We start from the raw sequence: 15621 nt of genomic DNA, 5'->3' as shown, positions 1-15621 counted from the left end.
GTGCTCGCAGTAGCCTGATCCCCATGCAGGGTTTGCGCGGACTGACCGCAGCGTTGTTGGCCGTTTTGTCGGTGGCCTGTTCGAGTAGCTCCGCCAGCACGGTCATCTTTGGTGCGCCCAGTGTGAAAGTCGGCGAGTCGCAGGCGCTGCTGGGCTGGAACGTGTCGGTATCCAACCTGCGCTTCCAAGATGACCAGGTGCTCATCGACGTCGACCTGGCCGCGGCGAAAGCCGGCAGCGAACACGCCAAGCCCGAGACGCTGCGCTTCGGCCTGTACGGCGCGCTGGCGCACCCCATCGAATCGAACGTGATCGGCGGCTGCGACGGCGTCCCGAACCTGAAGATCAATCCGGCTGTCGTCCAGAATCCGGACAAGGTCACGGGCACAGTCTGTTTGGGCCCGATGCGTGATCAGGCGCAGGTGCGTGGCGTCTATCTGTATTCACCGGCCGACCGGATCAAGGACACCACCGTGGCCTACGGTGCGGCGTATCCGGTGGGGCTGACGCCGACCAACGAGTCCGACACCGGGCTGACCCTCAAGGCCACCAGCGTCGACGGGTTCCGGGCCGACGGTGGGCAGTTGATTCCCGCGGCGCTGGGCGATCCGGCCGCGTTCACCGGCAAGGGCTACATGCTGCTGGGTCTTGAAATCGGCGGTCTGGCAAGCAGATACAAAGACGATTCGGCCAAGCGCGGTGGGCCGTTGATGATCGCCGTGGCGCCGACGCTGCCGCCGCCCGGACTGTCGCATGCCTGTGACCTCTATGGTGCGACGCTGCTGGTGCTACCGGATTCGAAGGTTGGCGCGATCTCGACCCGAGCCTCGTTGTGCACGCAGGGGGACATCAACCAGGCGCTGCTGTACGCCACCGTCACCGTGGTGGGAACCCATGCGGCGGTGTGGATTTCGCGTGAGTGATCAGGACACCGAGCACGCTGATGTGCCAGGCCCCACCGAGTGGGGAGCCGGGCCCGGCGTCGGCCCCTGGCTGGGCGAGCTGCCCGACGACCCGCGCTACGACCCGGAGTTGTTGCGCGAGGGCGACACTCGCAACGTCGTCGATGCCTACCGCTACTGGACGCGGGAGGCGATCATCGCCGACATCGATCAGCGCAGGCACCCACTGCACATCGCGATCGAGAACTTCGGCAACGACGCCAACATCGGCGCGGTGGTCCGCACCGCGAACGCGTTTGCGGTGGACACCGTGCACATCGTCGGCCGCCGGCGGTGGAATCGCCGGGGCGCCATGGTGACTGACCGCTACCAGCGGCTCGTGCACCACGCCACCACCGCGGAATTGCTGGCCTTCGCCGCCGACGCGGGGCTGACCCCGGTGGCCGTCGACAACGTGCCCGGCTCGGTACGGCTGGAAGAGACGACGCTGCCCCGCGCCTGCCTGTTGATCTTCGGGCAGGAAGGCCCCGGCATCACCCACGACGCCAAGACCGGGTCGATGATGACGGTGTCCATCGCGCAATTCGGCTCGACCCGGAGCATCAACGCCGGGGTGGCCGCCGGGATCGTCATGCACACCTGGATCACTCAACATGCAGGACTGGATCGGGCCTGGTAGGGCAGGATGTATCGCATGGATCAGCTTTGGGCTAACCGTGCGGCCAGCGCCGAAACGGCTGTGTTCAATCGGCATATCCGCCGGCTCTGGGGGATGCCCGGCACCCAGCTGGGCGTGGTGGCCTGGCCGTCGACGCGGGCCGACCGGATGTTCAAGAGCTGGGACTACTGGTGGCAGGCGCACCTGCTGGACACCATGATCGATGCGCAGCTGCGCGATCCGCAGGAGTACCGCATCGCCCGGATCGCCCGGCAGATTCGCGGACATCGGCTGCGCAACAACGGGGCCTGGACCAACAACTACTACGACGACATGGCGTGGATGGCGCTCGCGCTGGAGCGCTCCGGCCGGCTGCTCGGCGTGGCGCGGCCCAAGGCGCTCAAGACGTTTGCCGACCAGTTCCTCAACGCCTGGGTGCCCGAGGACGGCGGCGGCATCCCGTGGCGCAAGCAGGATCAGTTCTTCAACGCCCCCGCGAACGGCCCGGCCGGCATCTTCCTGGCCCGCCATGACCGCCTGCGGCGGGCGCAGCAGATGGCCGACTGGATCGACGGCACGCTGATCGACCCCGATACGCACCTGGTGTTCGACGGCATCAAGGCCGGTTCGATGGTGCGCGCCCAGTACACCTACTGCCAGGGCGTGGTGCTGGGCCTGGAAGTGGAGCTGGCTGTGCGCACCGGGGATGCGCGGCACTCTGAGCGGGTGCACCGCCTGGTGGCCGCCGTCAAGAGCCACATGCTCGACGACGGCGTCATCAGGGGAGCCGGCGGCGGCGACGGTGGCCTGTTCGGCGCCATCCTGGCCCGCTACCTGACGTTGGTGGCGACCACGTTGCCCGGGGATTCCGAGGACGACGAAGCCGCCCGGACGACGGCCCGCGAGTTGGTGTTGACGTCAGCGCAGTCGGCGTGGGACTACCGGCAGTCCGTCAACGGCATCCCGCTGTTCGGGGCGTTCTGGGATCGTGCTGCCGAGCTGCCGAAGGACACCGGCGACAAGGCGAAATCGGTTGACGGCGCGGTGAATTCGTCCGAAATCCCGGAACGTGATCTGTCGGTGCAGGTGGCCGGCTGGATGCTGATGGAGGCGGCCTACGCGTTGGGTGCCGACGGTGACGCTGAGGCCGAGGAGTCCTGACCGACGGCTACTTCGGCGTCAACTCGCGGCAGTACGCGTAGATGGCCAGCCCGCCGAACTTGACGGCATCGTCGTTGGACAGGTTTCCGGCGTTCTTCTTCAGATAGCTCAGCGCCGAGTTGACGCCCCCGCTGCGCATGGCACTGCAGGTGCCGTGCGCGAGCTTGATGGCGGTGCTGTTCGGCATGAGGATGCCCTTGTCGTGCACTGCCTGCAGGAACATCGGGTCGATCTGATCGTCGGCGTGGGCGGGGACCGCCATCACGATGGTTACCGCCGACGAGACCGCCGCGAACAGAGCTGCTGTGCGTGTGCGTTTCATTCGGATCCCCCATGCAAGATCGGTTTGCTGACAGGTTACGCGAGGCCCGCCGATCCGGGGCGGAGTCGGTTGTTGGCGGACACAGGAATTTCTTCAGACGCGTCAGCGTCATATACTTAGATCGCATATTGCATTTTGATTTTTTTGCTTATTTCGGAGGTTGGCCATGGCCACGTTCAAGAAGATTGCGTTGACTACAGCACTTGCGGGAAGCATCGGAGCTGCGCTTTTGGGTCTCGGTGCGGGAGCGGCCAGTGCCGCTCCGTCGCAGGATTCCGCCGTCATCCCGATGGACCGTGGCCACGGCCACGACGACTGGGACGGTCACGGCCGTGGCTGGGATGGTCCGGGCTGGCGCGGCGATGGCTGGGATGGTCCGCGGGTGTACGTCAACCTGCCCTGCGTGACTGGCCCCGCCGGTTTCGTCACTGTTTGCCCATAGTTCTTCGCCGCTGACGATTCATCTCCTTCGCACCGGGTAACCCCTGTTGGTGCGCAAGAACGTCGTGATCTGTGTGGTGGCTGTCGGGCTGGCCGGTTGTTCGACCTACGAATCCGAACCGAATGCCGGCCCGTTGGATTCAGGGATGCGTGCGCCGCAGGTCATCGTCGACGGACAGACCCGGCAGGTGACCGGTGGAGTCACCTGCCACCAGGCGGGCGACCACATGACGATCGGGATCGGGGACGTCTCCAGCGGGGTCGGTGCGGTGGTGACCACGAGCAATCCGCCACAGGTTCGGACCGTCGGGCTCGGCACGGTAGATGGTGTCGCGCTCGGGTTCACGAATTCCGAACCCGGTGAGGCGAACAACGCCGGGGCCACGGTGCGGGGAAAGTCGTACACGATCCGGGGCACCGCCGACGGCAGCGACCTGAGTGATCCGCAATCGCCGCGACAGGTGAGCAAGAGCTTTGAGATGGACGTGACGTGCCCGTAGCACCAAGATGATTGGTCGTGACGGCTCCTGAGGATGCATCGCCCACGCTGGGCACGGTCCTGAGGGAGTGGGGCACCATCGGGTGCATCGGTTTCGGTGGCCCGCCCACGCACATCAAGTTGCTGCGCAGCCTGTGCGTGGAGCGGCGTCGCTGGATCGGTGCCACCGAATTCGAGGACGCGATCGCGACCTGCAATCTGTTGCCGGGGCCGGCGTCGACGCAGCTGTCGATCTACTGCGCCTGGCGGGTTCGCGGTCGGCTGGGTGCACTGGTCGGTGGCGTCGCGTTCATCGTTCCGGGGCTCATCGTCATCCTCGGACTGGCTGCGCTGTTCCTGGCCGGCTCACCACCGAGGTGGGTACTTGCCGCGGGGGCCGGCGCGGGTGCGGCGGTGGCTGCCGTCGCGGTGCATGCGGGGGCGGCTCTGGTCCCGGCCAGTTGGCAGCGGCGCACCAGCTTCATCCGGTGGCCGGTGTACCTCGCGTTGGGTGCGGTCGCGGCCGCAGTGCTGGGGCCGTGGCTGGTGGTTGTGCTGTTGGCCTGTGGCGTAATCGAATTGGCGCGGACGACGACCCTGCCCACGTCTGGCGCGCGCAGCATGCCGGTGCTGGCGTTTCAGACGCTGACTTTGGGCACGCTGGGTTCGCTGTGCTGGGTGGCGTTGAAGGTCGGCGCGCTGTCGTATGGCGGCGGCTTCGTCATCATTCCGCTCATGCAGGGCGATGCCGTCGACCACTACCACTGGATGACCGGGGCGCAGTTCCTCAATGCCGTTGCGCTGGGGCAGATCACGCCGGGGCCGGTGGTGCAGACCGTCGCCGTCGTCGGTTATGCCGCTGCGGGTCTGGTCGGCGGGGTGCTGGCCTCGGCGGTGGCCTTTAGTCCGTCGTTCCTGTTCATCCTGTTGGGCGCCAAGCACTTCGACCGGATTAGGAGCAACAACTACGCGCGGGCTTTCCTGGACGGTGCCGGGCCGGCTGCCGTCGGGGCGATCCTGGGCTCGGCGGTGCCACTGGCCATGTCGATCAGCCAGACCTGGCAGTACGTGGTGCTGGCCGGCGCGGTGGTCGCGGTGTTCAGTCGCGTGAATGTCGTGCTCACGTTGCTGCTGGCCGCCGGGGCCGGCGTCCTCGCCACGGCGTTCGGCATGCCGTTGCCGAGCTGAGTCAGCAGCAGTTCGGGTCGAGGACCCGGCACAGTGCGGCGAGCGCGTCCCGGCGGGGAGTGTGGTGCACGTTCATGCCCTGTCGTTCGGAGGTGACGAACCCGGCCGAACGCAGCTGGCCGAGGTGGTGGCTGACGGTCGACTCGGCCAGACCCACGGCGGCGGCGAGAGATCCGGTGGTGCAGGGCTCGCCGCAGGTGAACAGCAGGGACATCAATTTCACGCGCGCCGGGTCCGCCAGTGCTTTGAGCCGCATGGCCACGTCGAGTGCGGCGTCGTCGCCGGTCGGGCTGGCGGCCACGGGTGCGCAGCACAGCGGCTCGGACATGTCGATGACGGGCAGTGCCTTGGGCATGTGGCCGATGCTACCCCAAGTTTATTGACATATATCGAAAAGGTGGGTAGAACAGTCCTGCAGGCAGATTCGATATACGTCACATACCCCAGGAGGTCTGCAATGTCTCGTGTCCAGCTCGCCCTGAACGTCGACAACCTCGACGAGTCGATCGCCTTCTACCGCAAGCTCTTTGGTGCCGAGCCGGTGAAGGTCAAGCCCGGCTATGCGAACTTCGCGATCGCGAATCCGCCGCTCAAGCTGGTCCTGCTCGAGAATCCCGGGCACGGCGGGTCGGTCAACCACCTGGGTGTCGAGGTCGAATCCAGCGACACCGTGCACGCGGAGATCGCGCGCCTGACCGACGCGGGGATGTTCACCGAAGAGGAGATCGGCACCACGTGTTGCTTCGCCACCCAGGACAAGGTCTGGGTGACTGCCCCCGGTGGTGAGCGCTGGGAGGTCTACACCGTCCTGGCCGACTCCGAGACGTTTGGTGCTGCCCCCAGTGAATCGGGCGACGGTGTGTGCTGCGGGGCGCAGGCATGACACAGACCGCTGACGCCGGTGCGGCGACAGCCCGACTCTCGACGCTCGACCGGTACCTGCCGGTCTGGATCGGGTTGGCGATGGCGGCCGGGCTGCTGCTCGGCCGCTGGGTGCCCGGACTGGACGTCGTGCTGGAAAAGGTTCAGGTGGACGGCATTTCGCTGCCCATCGCGCTGGGGCTATTGATCATGATGTACCCGGTGCTGGCCAAGGTCCGGTACGACCGCCTGGACACCGTGACCTCCGACCGCAAGCTGCTGGTGTCCTCGCTGGTGCTGAACTGGGTGCTCGGACCGGCGTTGATGTTCGCGCTGGCCTGGCTGTTCCTCGCCGATCTGCCGGAGTACCGGACCGGGCTGATCGTCGTCGGTCTGGCCCGCTGCATCGCGATGGTGATCATCTGGAACGACCTGGCTTGCGGAGACCGCGAAGCCGCCGCCGTGCTGGTGGCGCTGAACTCGATCTTCCAGGTGCTGATGTTCGCGGTTCTCGGCTGGTTCTATCTGTCAGTGCTGCCGGGCTGGCTGCATCTGCCGCAAACGGCCATCGCGACTTCGCCATGGCAGATCGCGAAGTCGGTGCTGATCTTCCTCGGGATCCCGCTGGCCGCCGGCTATATGTCGCGCCGGTTCGGCGAAAAAGCCAGGGGGCGTGACTGGTACGAGTCGACGTTCCTGCCCCGGATCGGGCCGTGGGCGCTGTACGGACTGCTGTTCACCATTGTGATTCTCTTTGCGCTGCAAGGGCATCAGATCACCACCCGTCCGTGGGACGTGGTGCGCATCGCGCTGCCGCTGCTGGTCTACTTCGCGATCATGTGGGGCGGGGGCTATGTCCTCGGCGCTGTCCTCGGACTCGGCTACGAACGCACCACGACGTTGGCGTTCACCGCAGCGGGCAACAACTTCGAACTCGCCATCGCCGTGGCCATAGCGACCTGGGGTGCGACCTCCGGTCAAGCCCTGGCGGGCGTCGTCGGACCGTTGATCGAGGTGCCGGTGCTGGTCGGGCTGGTGTACCTCTCGCTCGCACTGCGACCACGTTTGAGGAGCAACCACCGATGAGCCCGAAACCGAGCGTCCTCTTCGTCTGCGTGCACAACGCGGGCCGGTCGCAGATGGCTGCCGCGCTGCTCACGCAGCTGTCCGGCGGGCGCATCGAAGTGCGTTCTGCGGGAACGGCACCCGCTGATCAGATCAACCCGGTGGCCGTCGCGGCCATGGCTGAACTCGGCATCGACATCACCGCGGGGGTACCCAAGGTGCTCAGCGCCGACACTGTGCAAAGCAGCGACGTGGTGATCACCATGGGCTGCGGAGACACCTGCCCGTACTTTCCGGGAGTCTCCTACCGAGACTGGAAACTCGACGATCCGGCGGGCCAGCCGCTGGAGGCCGTCCGGCCCATCCGCGACGCCATCGCCGCCCGGGTGCGGGACCTGGTCGACGAACTGCTGCCCGGCTAGCCCGGCTAGGCCAGGCTGCCGAGGTAGGCCTGCGACTCGATCAACCCCTCATCGCTGGGTGCCTGCCCCTCTCCGAACACGCGCTGCTGCTGCTTGGCACGCAGATCGTGATGGGCATCAGCAGGCCTGGCATAGCCGTAGCGCGTGCGGGCCTCGTGCGGGGTGAGCACCTCGTCGGACACCGGCGCGATGCCGAGGATGTACGGCGCGGCCACCGGGGCCACGGACGGCGCGATCAGCTGCGCCACAGCGATTTTCAGCCGGGGATTCGCATCGACGATCCCGTATCCCAGCTTCAGCAGCGGGCGCACGGCGATGTCGACCACCCTCGGCTGGTTGAAGCCGCTGAGCTTGCGCATCCACCGAGGCATGGTGGCGATGGTGCCTGCGCGCAGGACGAGGTTGATGAGCTCAACGACGGGCCGCAGCGGCAGCGGTGCCGGTGGCAGCACGACCTTGGCGTTGAGCAGATGGTCCATCATGCTGCGCGCGGCTTCGCTGACGGCCAGGTGCGGGCGCATCTCCTCGAAGTAGGCGCGCACGCCCGCACTGGTGCGGGGGACGTCGGCCGGGTCGCAGGTCTGGAACTCGGCCGCGATGGCGCACTCTTCCCAGTACTGGTTCTCTTCCTCGGGGGTGAGCTTGCCGCCGCCGTACATCTCGTAGGCGGTCAGCACCGAATGCCACCCGGTCAGCAGAATCCACAGCTGAGAGTGCGGGTTGTTGGCGTCGTACTTGTTGCCGCTGACGGGCTCGGTACCGATGGCTTTGGAGTGCACCTTCACCAGGACGTCGGCGGCCTTGATCACCGTCTCGCTGTCGCCGAAGGCAACGGTCGCGAAGTACCGCACGGTGCGGTCGTAACGGGTGCGGGGCCGGTCGTAATTCGCCTGGGTGGCGTCGACCGCGGCGATCAGGGACGGGTCGAGTTCCTCCACCACGACGGCGCGCTGCAGGCCGGTCACGGGAGTTGTGGTGTGTCCCCACACCTTCCACGTCACGGTTCCTGGGCCGAAGAATCCGTAGTCCGCGAGGGGCTGGACGGGCTGGGCCATGTCGTTTCTCCTTACTAGGCTGCCGCGAACGCGCGGCACATGAGTCGTCCGTAAAACTCGCCGAGACTGTCTGCGTCCCAGTCGTTCTCGGGGTCCAGCAGGGACCGGACCGCGGCCTCGCTCGATGACACGAACAGTTCGGTCAGGATCGGCATCTTGCGATTGAGATCGGCGGTCTGCCACCACGTGGTCAGCGCCGGGGCGATCCAGCGCGAGGAGCTGGCGGTGAGGGCACGACGCGTTGCCGCGACCATGTCGGCAACCGCGGGATCGACGTGCGCCAGGTACACGAAACGCCAGGTGTCCGGCTGGTCCTCGACGGCGTGCAGCAGTGCGCGGTACCCGTCGATGAAGGCGGCTTCCGGGTCGTCGCCGCGGCCGGTGTGCAGCGCCGCCAACAGGGTCTCCCGGAGGGATTCGCCTTCCCGATCCAGCAGCGCGGCAAGGAGTTCCACCCGGTCGCTGAAACACGAGTACACCACCGGGCGGGTGACGCTGAGGTGTTTGGCCACCGCGCCGATGGTCACTGCCGCGGTGCCGGATTCGGCCGCGATCTGCAACGCGGCATCGAGGATCTGCGGCCGCCGGCGCTCGGGGCCCAGGTGGGCAGCCCGCTCCCGCGGCTTCGTTGCGGCATCGGTGGTCACGCATCCGAATGTAGCAGGATTATTCTCGCTTGAATAATTTTGCTTCATTTCTGTAGGATTTGCCCACATGACCATGCTCAACCCGCACAAGCCGGACTTCGCCGACTTCGACGAGCGGACCCAGCAGATCTTCTCGGCGACCATCGAGTTCTTCGAGAGCCACGGCAAGTCTTGGCTGACGCAGCAGGACCGGGACCGCGTCTGGTACGCCGAGTTCATCGAATTCCTCAAGAAGGAAAGGGTTTTCGCGACCTTCCTGACGCCCGCGTCGGAGGCCGGCGGCGATCCGGACAAGCGGTGGGACACCGCGCGCAACGCCGTGTTCAGCGAGATCCTGGGCTTCTACGGCATGCAGTACTGGTACGTCTGGCAGGTCACCATCCTCGGGCTGGGCCCCATCTGGCAGTCGTCGAACGCCGCGGCCCGCAAGCGCGCCGCCGATCTCCTGGAGGCTGGCGAGATCTTCGCGTTCGGCCTGTCGGAAAAGGAACACGGCGCCGACGTGTACTCCACGGACATGGTGCTGACGCCCAGCTCTGACGACTCGGCGGAGGCCTACCGCGCCAACGGCGGCAAGTACTACATCGGCAACGGCAACCTGGCCCGCATGGTGTCGGTGTTCGGTCGCCGTGCCGACAAGCCGATCCTGGACAGCTCGACCGCGCTCGACGGCGGTAAGCCCGACGAGGATTTCGAGGGGTATCTCTTCTTCGCGGCCGACAGCCAGCATGCCGACTACAAGCTGCGCAAGAACGTCGTCAACGGTCAGATGTACGTCGCCGCTTTCGATCTCGAGGACTACGCGGTCTCCGACGACGACATCCTGCACGCCGGCAAGGGCGCGTTCCACGCCGCGATCAACACCGTCAACATCGGTAAGTTCAACCTCGGATTCGGTGCCATCGGCACCTGCGAGCACGCCATGTACGAGGCCATCACCCACGCCGAGAACCGAATCCTGTTCGGGCAGCACGTCACCGAGTTCCCGCAGATTCGCCGCATGCTCACCGAGGCCTACGCCCGGCTGGCCGGCATGAAGCTCTACAGCGAGCGTGCCATCGACTACATGCGGTCGGCGTCGGCCGCCGATCGCCGGTACCTGCTGTTCAACGCCATCGAGAAGATGACCGTCACCCGCGAGGGCGAGAAGATCGTCACGCTGCTGTCGGACACCATCGCCGCGCGCGGCTTCGAGAACGACATGTTCTTCCCGATGGCGCTGCTGGGTTCGGTGGGCCTGCCCCGCCTCGAGGGCACCGTCCACGTCAACATGGCGCTCTCGCTGAAGTTCATGCAGAACTTCATGTTCCGTCCCGCCGACGCCGGCCTGCTGGCGCTGCCGCAGCTTCCCGTGGAGTATTCGCCGAACGCGGCGACGCGTGCCGTGGCCAACGGCCTGCGCGCGGCCGGTTCGGCCGTGGTGCCGCAGATCGCTCGGATACCGAAGGCCCCGAAGGCATTACGCACCGAACAGTTGCCGCAGGTGCGCCGCCGTCGTGACTTCACCAATGACGACTTCCTGTTCGCACAGGGCCCCAGCCGCGGTCTGGGCCGGGTCGCCTTCGCGGACTGGCGTGACGTGCTACAGGAGTTCGCGCATCTGCCGAATGTCGCGGTCTTCCTCAAGCAGGCCAACGGTTTCCAGACGTTGCTGGCGGCGGCGACGCCGACTGCTCAGCAGCAGGACGACGTCGACTTCCTGTTCTCGATCGGTGAGCTGTTCACCCTGCTGCCCTACGCGCAGCTGATCCTGGAACAGGCCGCGATCGACGGCACCGACGACGACGTGCTGGACCAGCTGTTCGAGGTCCTGGTCACCGACTTCTCGCGGCACGCCGCCGCGCTGCACTGCAAGACCAGCGCGACCGCCGCGCAGAAGAAGCTGGCACTGGACCTCATCGCGGAACCCGTGGGCGACCCGGATCGCTTCGAGCGCATGGTGCGTACCGTGCGGGACCTGGCCGGCCGGTACGAGATGGCGCCGTAGCTCAGCCGAGCCGTGTCCAGAGGCAGTAGCCCGAAAACTCCACGGTGGAGGCGGTCGGTGCGACATCGAAGTACAGGGTCTGGTCAGGCGCGCCGTCGGTCGCCACCGGCGCGCTGACCACGCCGGCACTGATCACCGCGCGCTGGGCCACGTGACACTGGTTCCCGGCGGCCAGCGGGGTGCCACTCCACTTGCCGGACATCAGGTTCGGATTGCGCATGCCCTGGCCGTGCAGTGCGATGGCCGGGCCGGTGCTCCACCAGCGGTCGCTGGGTTGGGCGGGCAGTGCGACCGGCTGCCAGCGGCCTTCGTGACACTGCAGTGGGGTATTGGCTCCCGATGCCGGCGACGGCGTCGTCGGCATGGTGGTGGCCTCGTCGGCAGTCGGCGGACACAGCTGATCCTGTTGCGGTGCAACGGGATCAGCCGCGCACAGGGGCGCCAGCGCGGTCGCCAGGGCAACAACGGCTGCGGTCAGGATGGTCGCGCGGATCACGGCTACAGCTTGGTGAGGTCGGTCTTCATCAGCATGACGTTGTACTCACTCCACAACGAGAGATTCCAATACAGGTCGGTTCCGGTGCCCAGGGTCGACGGCGACCAGGGCTGCATCATGGGCGCGTAGATGCCGCCATTCTGTTGCGGCATCAGCACGGTGGCCGCAGACCAGGTGCCCTGCGGAGTATCCGCGGTGCGCAGCACGACGTTGTTGAACTGGTCGGCGTAGAGCGTGACGTACTTGCCGAGCGTCGGGTTGTACTGCACCGACATTTCGCTGACGTGGTTGCCGGCCTTGGCGACACCGCACGCCCCGGTGTCCTGGCCGAACACCACGCCGGCCTTCGCCGGGTCCTTGTACCAGCCTTGTTTGATCGCACCGATGCCGAACCAGCCGCCGGCGCTGCCCTTGTTGTAGTACTCGTACTTGGACGCGTCGAGGATGTCGGCCTCGGCGACCCGCGACACGTAGGCAGCGCCGCCGCGGCCGTTCGGGGTGCCGTACGAGTAGACGTAGCCGTCGCCCGGGCGTACCAGGGCCGCCTGCTGGAAATTGGCGTTGCCGCCCCAGTTCTGCCGGACGCTCTGCGGTGCGATGGACCAGTTCTCGCCGTTATCGGTCGAGTAGGCCATCGCCGAGTAGTTCGTCGTCCACTGGCCTGGCGCGCCCCACTGCTTGACCGACATGAAGCTCAGGTACTGGGTGGCCCCGAACTGGGTGCCCGGCGTCGGCACCGAGATGCCGGAGGTCGGGATCAGCGTCACGCCGGACGGCAGGCCCGCGGGCAGTTTGGCGGGCAGGACGATCTGGCGTGCCGTTGTCGGCGACGATAGCGGCGTGCCGCCGAACATGTTGCCGTTGAACCACTGGCCGGCCGGGATCGAAATACCGTCGGCGAGGTTGGTGTCGGACGACCGGAAAAGGATGTTGTTCAGCCAGTTCCCGGTCATGTTGGGACCACTGAAGGTGTCGCCGAAGGCCATCAGCACCTGGTGCTCGTTGATAGGCGTGCTGGGATCGTCGGCAATTCCGTTGTCCCACACGGTGCCGACGTCAGTACCCCAGACGCCGAACCGATTCAAGGTGTCATTGGGGGCAAAGTTTCCCGTCACCCAGTCGACGAAACTCGTTGAGGGACTGAGCTGTTGACCTGGTGTGGGGAAGGCCGGCCGGGGGTTCATGGCTGCCGTGACCGCGGCCAGGGGATTGCTCAGCACCTGGCCGGTGGTGGTGAGGGCGCTGACGATGTTCTGCGGCTTGATCGCCGTCAGGAGGTTGTCGATCTCTTTGCGGGCGAACGCCAGCACGGTCCACGCCAGGGTCGGCTGGGTCGGACTGCCTGCCGGGTTGAACGCCCAATTCAGCGCGCCGGAAACGGCTTTCATCACAGCAGCCACGGGATTGAGCGCCTTGGCGGTGGGTGCGGTGACGTTCGGCGTGAGCAGGTTCGTCGTCGCGCTGACGGGACTCGGTGACGTCGTGACCGCGCTGGTGGTGACCTTCATGACCGTCGGTGCGACGGCGGCCACGCTGACGGGCTTGGGTGCCGTGGTCTGCGGGGCGGCGGCGGCCGGCTTGGCGGTGGCGGGCTTATCCGGGGTCAGCCGTGGGGGTTTGGGGGCTTTTGGCGGCTTGACGGCCGGCGGCTGCGTCCCGCGGTCGCGGCCCTTGGCCGGTTTGTCGGGCTTGGTTTCCGCCTTGGGGTCGGTGGAACTGTCGTCGGTAGTCCCCGCGGCCGGTGTCTCGGTCTTGTCGTCGCCTTTCGTGGGCTTGGTCTTGCCGCGACGTGGTTTGGTCGGGGTGCCCGAAGTACCAGAGACCCCGGCGTTTTCGCCCGCGGAAGCTGCTGCTGGACCGGCGGGCGCGCCGGTGGTGGTCTGGTCGGCCCATGCGGCGCCCTGACCGGAGGCGATCGCGGTCCCGATGCCGAGCGCGACGGCGAGTCTTCCGACGCGGCCGACGTATCTTGCGGCGCTCATCGTGTCTCCCTGTTGTTCCAGCTAATTAACCTATGGAACAACATGGGGACGCGCCGCGGGGGAGTTTGAGCGGGTTGTGTCCGTGTCGATACCGTCAGCGGAGCAGGCCGGCTTCCCGCAGTGCGTCCTCGTACAACTCGATGGCGTGATCGATGCCCCGGTCGACCCAACTGTCGACGAAGGCGACCCGGTCGGCGATCAGCTGGATGCCGGTGGCCCAGCGCTCGAAATCCCCCGTGCGGCGCAGGATGTCGATCTGCACGTGGGTGCCCTTGAGATGGATGAAGCCACCCAATTCCGTGGTCTGTGGGCGTAGCACCGTGACGTCGAACTCTTCGATCCGGCCGTCGTCGACGAGTGCCTGCAGGTAGCCACGGGCATCGCGCAGGGCCGCGAGTGCCTGGAGTTCCCGTCCCTGGGTGGGCAGCCCCCAGGCGATCCAGATTCCGGTTTCGGACATGGCGCCCTACGCTACGCGCGGGCCGAGCAGTCGGCGGGGAAGTCGCGGGCGTCGCATGGTGCGCGCCACCCATTCGCCGAGCGTCACCCCGGCAGCGAGCGTGCAGCCGACCATGACGGCGGTGAACAGGTTGGAGATGGCCGCCAGCGTCTGGCCGGCCATGATCTCGGACAGCCCGCGATAGACCGCGAGACCGGGCACCAGGGGCGTGATGCCGGCGACGGACACGATGATCGGCGGGACCACCGCGCGCCGGGCGAGGAGGCCACCGGCGAGGCCGACGACCGTGGCGGCGACCGCCGAGGCCACGATCGGACCCAGCCCCGCGTCCAGGATCGTCCCGACCAATCCGGCCCCGACGGCGCCCGACGCGAACGAGGTGGCCAGCGCCTTGAGGGAGGCATAGCTGGCGAGGGCGAAGGCCGCGGCCGCGAGGCCGCCGGTGAGCACCATGATCGGCAGCGGTGCGTAGGGGAACACCTCCTGCTGCATCGGCGGCAGGCTGGCGCCGAGGGCAGAGGTGAGTCGCAGCGCGATGCCCACACCACCGACCAGACCCGCGGTGTAGACCATGACCTCGATGAACCGTCCGGCCGCTGTGACGGGTGCACCCGTGATGGCGTCCTGCACCGACCCGACGAGCGACAGCCCGGCCATGAGCACGATGATGCCGGACACGATGATGCGGTACGGCGCGACGACGGCGCTGTGTTCGATGGCCAGCTTGTAGATGAACGCGGCCGGCACCGTCGCCATGAAACCGCCCATGACCTGCTGGAAGAAATAGGGCAGGCCGAGTTTGCCGAGCGCGACGTTGGTGCCGTAGATCGCGGCGGTGGTGAAGAACGAGACGACGGCGAGCGTCGGGCTACCGCCGAGCATGAGCGTCACCGCGGCAGCCATCAGCGCCCAGCCGGACAGCGCGACCTTGCGCGAGTACGGATGATCGGCGGCGACGATGTGATCGAGCGCCGCACGGGCGGGCTTGAGGCCGAGATGCCCGCGGCCGATCCGCCGGAGCAGCGTGTCCACCTGTTCGAGGCGCGTGTAGTCCAGCGAACGGTATTTCACCGTGCGCATGTAGTTGGTGGGCGGCAGGCCCGGACCCCGGCGGGCCGACACGTGGATGGCGTTGTAGGTGACGTCGACGGCGCAGTCGGGCAAGCCGTAGGTGGCGGCGACGAAGGCGATCTGCTTGCTGGTGTCGATGGCGCCGGTGCCCGAATCCAGCAGCACCTCGCCGACGTTCATCGCCAGCTCCACGACCTCGGTGACGGCATGTTCGTCGCTCAGGTCGATGGGCTGCGCCGACGTGATGACGGGCAGGCCCGCGGTGTCTGCGGTCGACGGCCGGTCGCCGAGTATGCGGCGTCGCGCGGAGGCGACGCGATCACGCAGTGTCACACCAGCAGCGTAGGTCCCAAAGGTGGGGCCGCATTGCCAGTGGGCTAGATCACCGGCCGGCGGCGTTCGGTTGTGTGGCGGTCCGCCGACTA

The 15621-nt window shown here is 66.9% G+C and carries 16 protein-coding genes and 1 pseudogene; 9 read left to right on the top strand and 8 right to left on the bottom strand.

Going from position 1 to position 15621, the window contains the following annotated elements; genetic code table 11:
- Nucleotides 1–23: 23 nt before the first annotated feature.
- From A7G45_RS03765 to A7G45_RS03755, 3 genes are read left to right on the top strand one after another with little or no spacing between them, the layout of a single operon-like run.
- Complete coding sequence (locus tag A7G45_RS03765; RefSeq protein WP_260933869.1) at nucleotides 24–923, top strand: hypothetical protein; 900 nt, start codon at nucleotides 24–26, stop codon at nucleotides 921–923.
- Nucleotides 916–1581 carry a TrmH family RNA methyltransferase gene (locus A7G45_RS03760; protein WP_260933866.1) on the top strand — a complete coding sequence of 222 codons (666 nt, stop codon included), beginning with the start codon at nucleotides 916–918 and terminating at the stop codon, nucleotides 1579–1581. The genes A7G45_RS03765 and A7G45_RS03760 overlap by 8 nt, the downstream gene beginning before the upstream one ends.
- Nucleotides 1582–1596: 15 nt before the next feature.
- The gene (locus A7G45_RS03755) at nucleotides 1597–2721 is read left to right on the top strand and encodes a glycoside hydrolase family 76 protein (RefSeq protein ID WP_043987390.1); all 1125 of its coding nucleotides are present in this window, start codon (nucleotides 1597–1599) and stop codon (nucleotides 2719–2721) included.
- Nucleotides 2722–2728: 7 nt separating this feature from the next.
- On the opposite strand, the gene A7G45_RS03750 is transcribed toward A7G45_RS03755, so the two are convergent.
- Nucleotides 2729–3043, bottom strand: coding sequence for a DUF732 domain-containing protein (locus tag A7G45_RS03750; protein ID WP_043390261.1), 315 nt, complete (start codon nucleotides 3041–3043; stop codon nucleotides 2729–2731).
- Between the two features lie 166 nt (nucleotides 3044–3209).
- On the opposite strand from A7G45_RS03750, the gene A7G45_RS03745 reads away from it, so the two are divergent.
- The 3 genes from A7G45_RS03745 to chrA are packed head-to-tail and all read left to right on the top strand — an operon-like array spanning nucleotide 3210 to nucleotide 5150.
- Nucleotides 3210–3485 (top strand): hypothetical protein, encoded by a 276-nt coding sequence (locus A7G45_RS03745; protein ID WP_043390264.1) that lies wholly within the window; start codon nucleotides 3210–3212, stop codon nucleotides 3483–3485.
- Between the two features lie 49 nt (nucleotides 3486–3534).
- Complete coding sequence (locus tag A7G45_RS03740; protein WP_260933861.1) at nucleotides 3535–3984, top strand: lipoprotein LpqH; 450 nt, start codon at nucleotides 3535–3537, stop codon at nucleotides 3982–3984.
- 17 nt (nucleotides 3985–4001) lie between these two features.
- Entirely contained in the window at nucleotides 4002–5150 is a 1149-nt protein-coding gene (gene chrA / locus A7G45_RS03735; protein WP_260933859.1) for a chromate efflux transporter, read from the top strand.
- Between the two features lies 1 nt (nucleotide 5151).
- Here chrA and A7G45_RS03730 read toward each other — a convergent pair whose 3' ends face one another.
- The gene (locus A7G45_RS03730) at nucleotides 5152–5505 is read right to left on the bottom strand and encodes an Rv2640c family ArsR-like transcriptional regulator (protein WP_043390271.1); all 354 of its coding nucleotides are present in this window, start codon (nucleotides 5503–5505) and stop codon (nucleotides 5152–5154) included.
- Nucleotides 5506–5607: 102 nt separating this feature from the next.
- On the opposite strand from A7G45_RS03730, the gene A7G45_RS03725 reads away from it, so the two are divergent.
- Nucleotides 5608–6033, top strand: a complete 426-nt coding sequence (locus A7G45_RS03725; protein WP_043987370.1) for an ArsI/CadI family heavy metal resistance metalloenzyme — start codon at nucleotides 5608–5610, stop codon at nucleotides 6031–6033.
- A pseudogene (arsB, locus tag A7G45_RS03720) lies at nucleotides 6030–7498 on the top strand (ACR3 family arsenite efflux transporter). The gene A7G45_RS03725 and the pseudogene arsB overlap by 4 nt, the downstream one beginning before the upstream one ends.
- Before the next feature lie 5 nt (nucleotides 7499–7503).
- On the opposite strand, the gene A7G45_RS03715 reads toward arsB, so the two are convergent.
- Nucleotides 7504–8553, bottom strand: a complete 1050-nt coding sequence (locus A7G45_RS03715) for an oxygenase MpaB family protein (RefSeq protein WP_043390277.1) — start codon at nucleotides 8551–8553, stop codon at nucleotides 7504–7506.
- Between the two features lie 14 nt (nucleotides 8554–8567).
- Nucleotides 8568–9200, bottom strand: coding sequence for a TetR/AcrR family transcriptional regulator (locus A7G45_RS03710; protein ID WP_052506506.1), 633 nt, complete (start codon nucleotides 9198–9200; stop codon nucleotides 8568–8570).
- Nucleotides 9201–9267: 67 nt separating this feature from the next.
- Here A7G45_RS03710 and A7G45_RS03705 point away from each other — a divergent pair, with 67 nt between their 5' ends.
- The gene (locus A7G45_RS03705; RefSeq protein WP_260933848.1) at nucleotides 9268–11187 is read left to right on the top strand and encodes an acyl-CoA dehydrogenase family protein; all 1920 of its coding nucleotides are present in this window, start codon (nucleotides 9268–9270) and stop codon (nucleotides 11185–11187) included.
- 1 nt (nucleotide 11188) lies between these two features.
- Here A7G45_RS03705 and A7G45_RS03700 read toward each other — a convergent pair whose 3' ends face one another.
- The 4 genes from A7G45_RS03700 to A7G45_RS03685 all read right to left on the bottom strand — a co-directional run bounded on the left by A7G45_RS03700 (nucleotide 11189) and on the right by A7G45_RS03685 (nucleotide 15529).
- Nucleotides 11189–11683, bottom strand: coding sequence for a hypothetical protein (locus tag A7G45_RS03700; RefSeq protein WP_052506505.1), 495 nt, complete (start codon nucleotides 11681–11683; stop codon nucleotides 11189–11191).
- Between the two features lie 2 nt (nucleotides 11684–11685).
- On the bottom strand, nucleotides 11686–13665 hold the full coding sequence (locus A7G45_RS03695; protein ID WP_260933838.1) for a glycoside hydrolase family 183 protein: 1980 nt from the start codon (nucleotides 13663–13665) through the stop codon (nucleotides 11686–11688).
- Between the two features lie 94 nt (nucleotides 13666–13759).
- Nucleotides 13760–14125, bottom strand: a complete 366-nt coding sequence (locus A7G45_RS03690) for a hypothetical protein (protein WP_260933836.1) — start codon at nucleotides 14123–14125, stop codon at nucleotides 13760–13762.
- A 6-nt stretch (nucleotides 14126–14131) separates the two neighbouring features.
- Nucleotides 14132–15529 carry a threonine/serine exporter family protein gene (locus tag A7G45_RS03685; protein ID WP_051954447.1) on the bottom strand — a complete coding sequence of 466 codons (1398 nt, stop codon included), beginning with the start codon at nucleotides 15527–15529 and terminating at the stop codon, nucleotides 14132–14134.
- Nucleotides 15530–15621 lie beyond the last annotated feature (92 nt).

The sequence above is a fragment of the Mycolicibacterium llatzerense genome (assembly GCF_025331195.1).
Classification (GTDB): Bacteria; Actinomycetota; Actinomycetes; order Mycobacteriales; family Mycobacteriaceae; genus Mycobacterium; species Mycobacterium llatzerense.
Note: the sequence above shows the minus strand (reverse complement) of the source record. Positions and strands in the feature narration are given on the sequence as shown.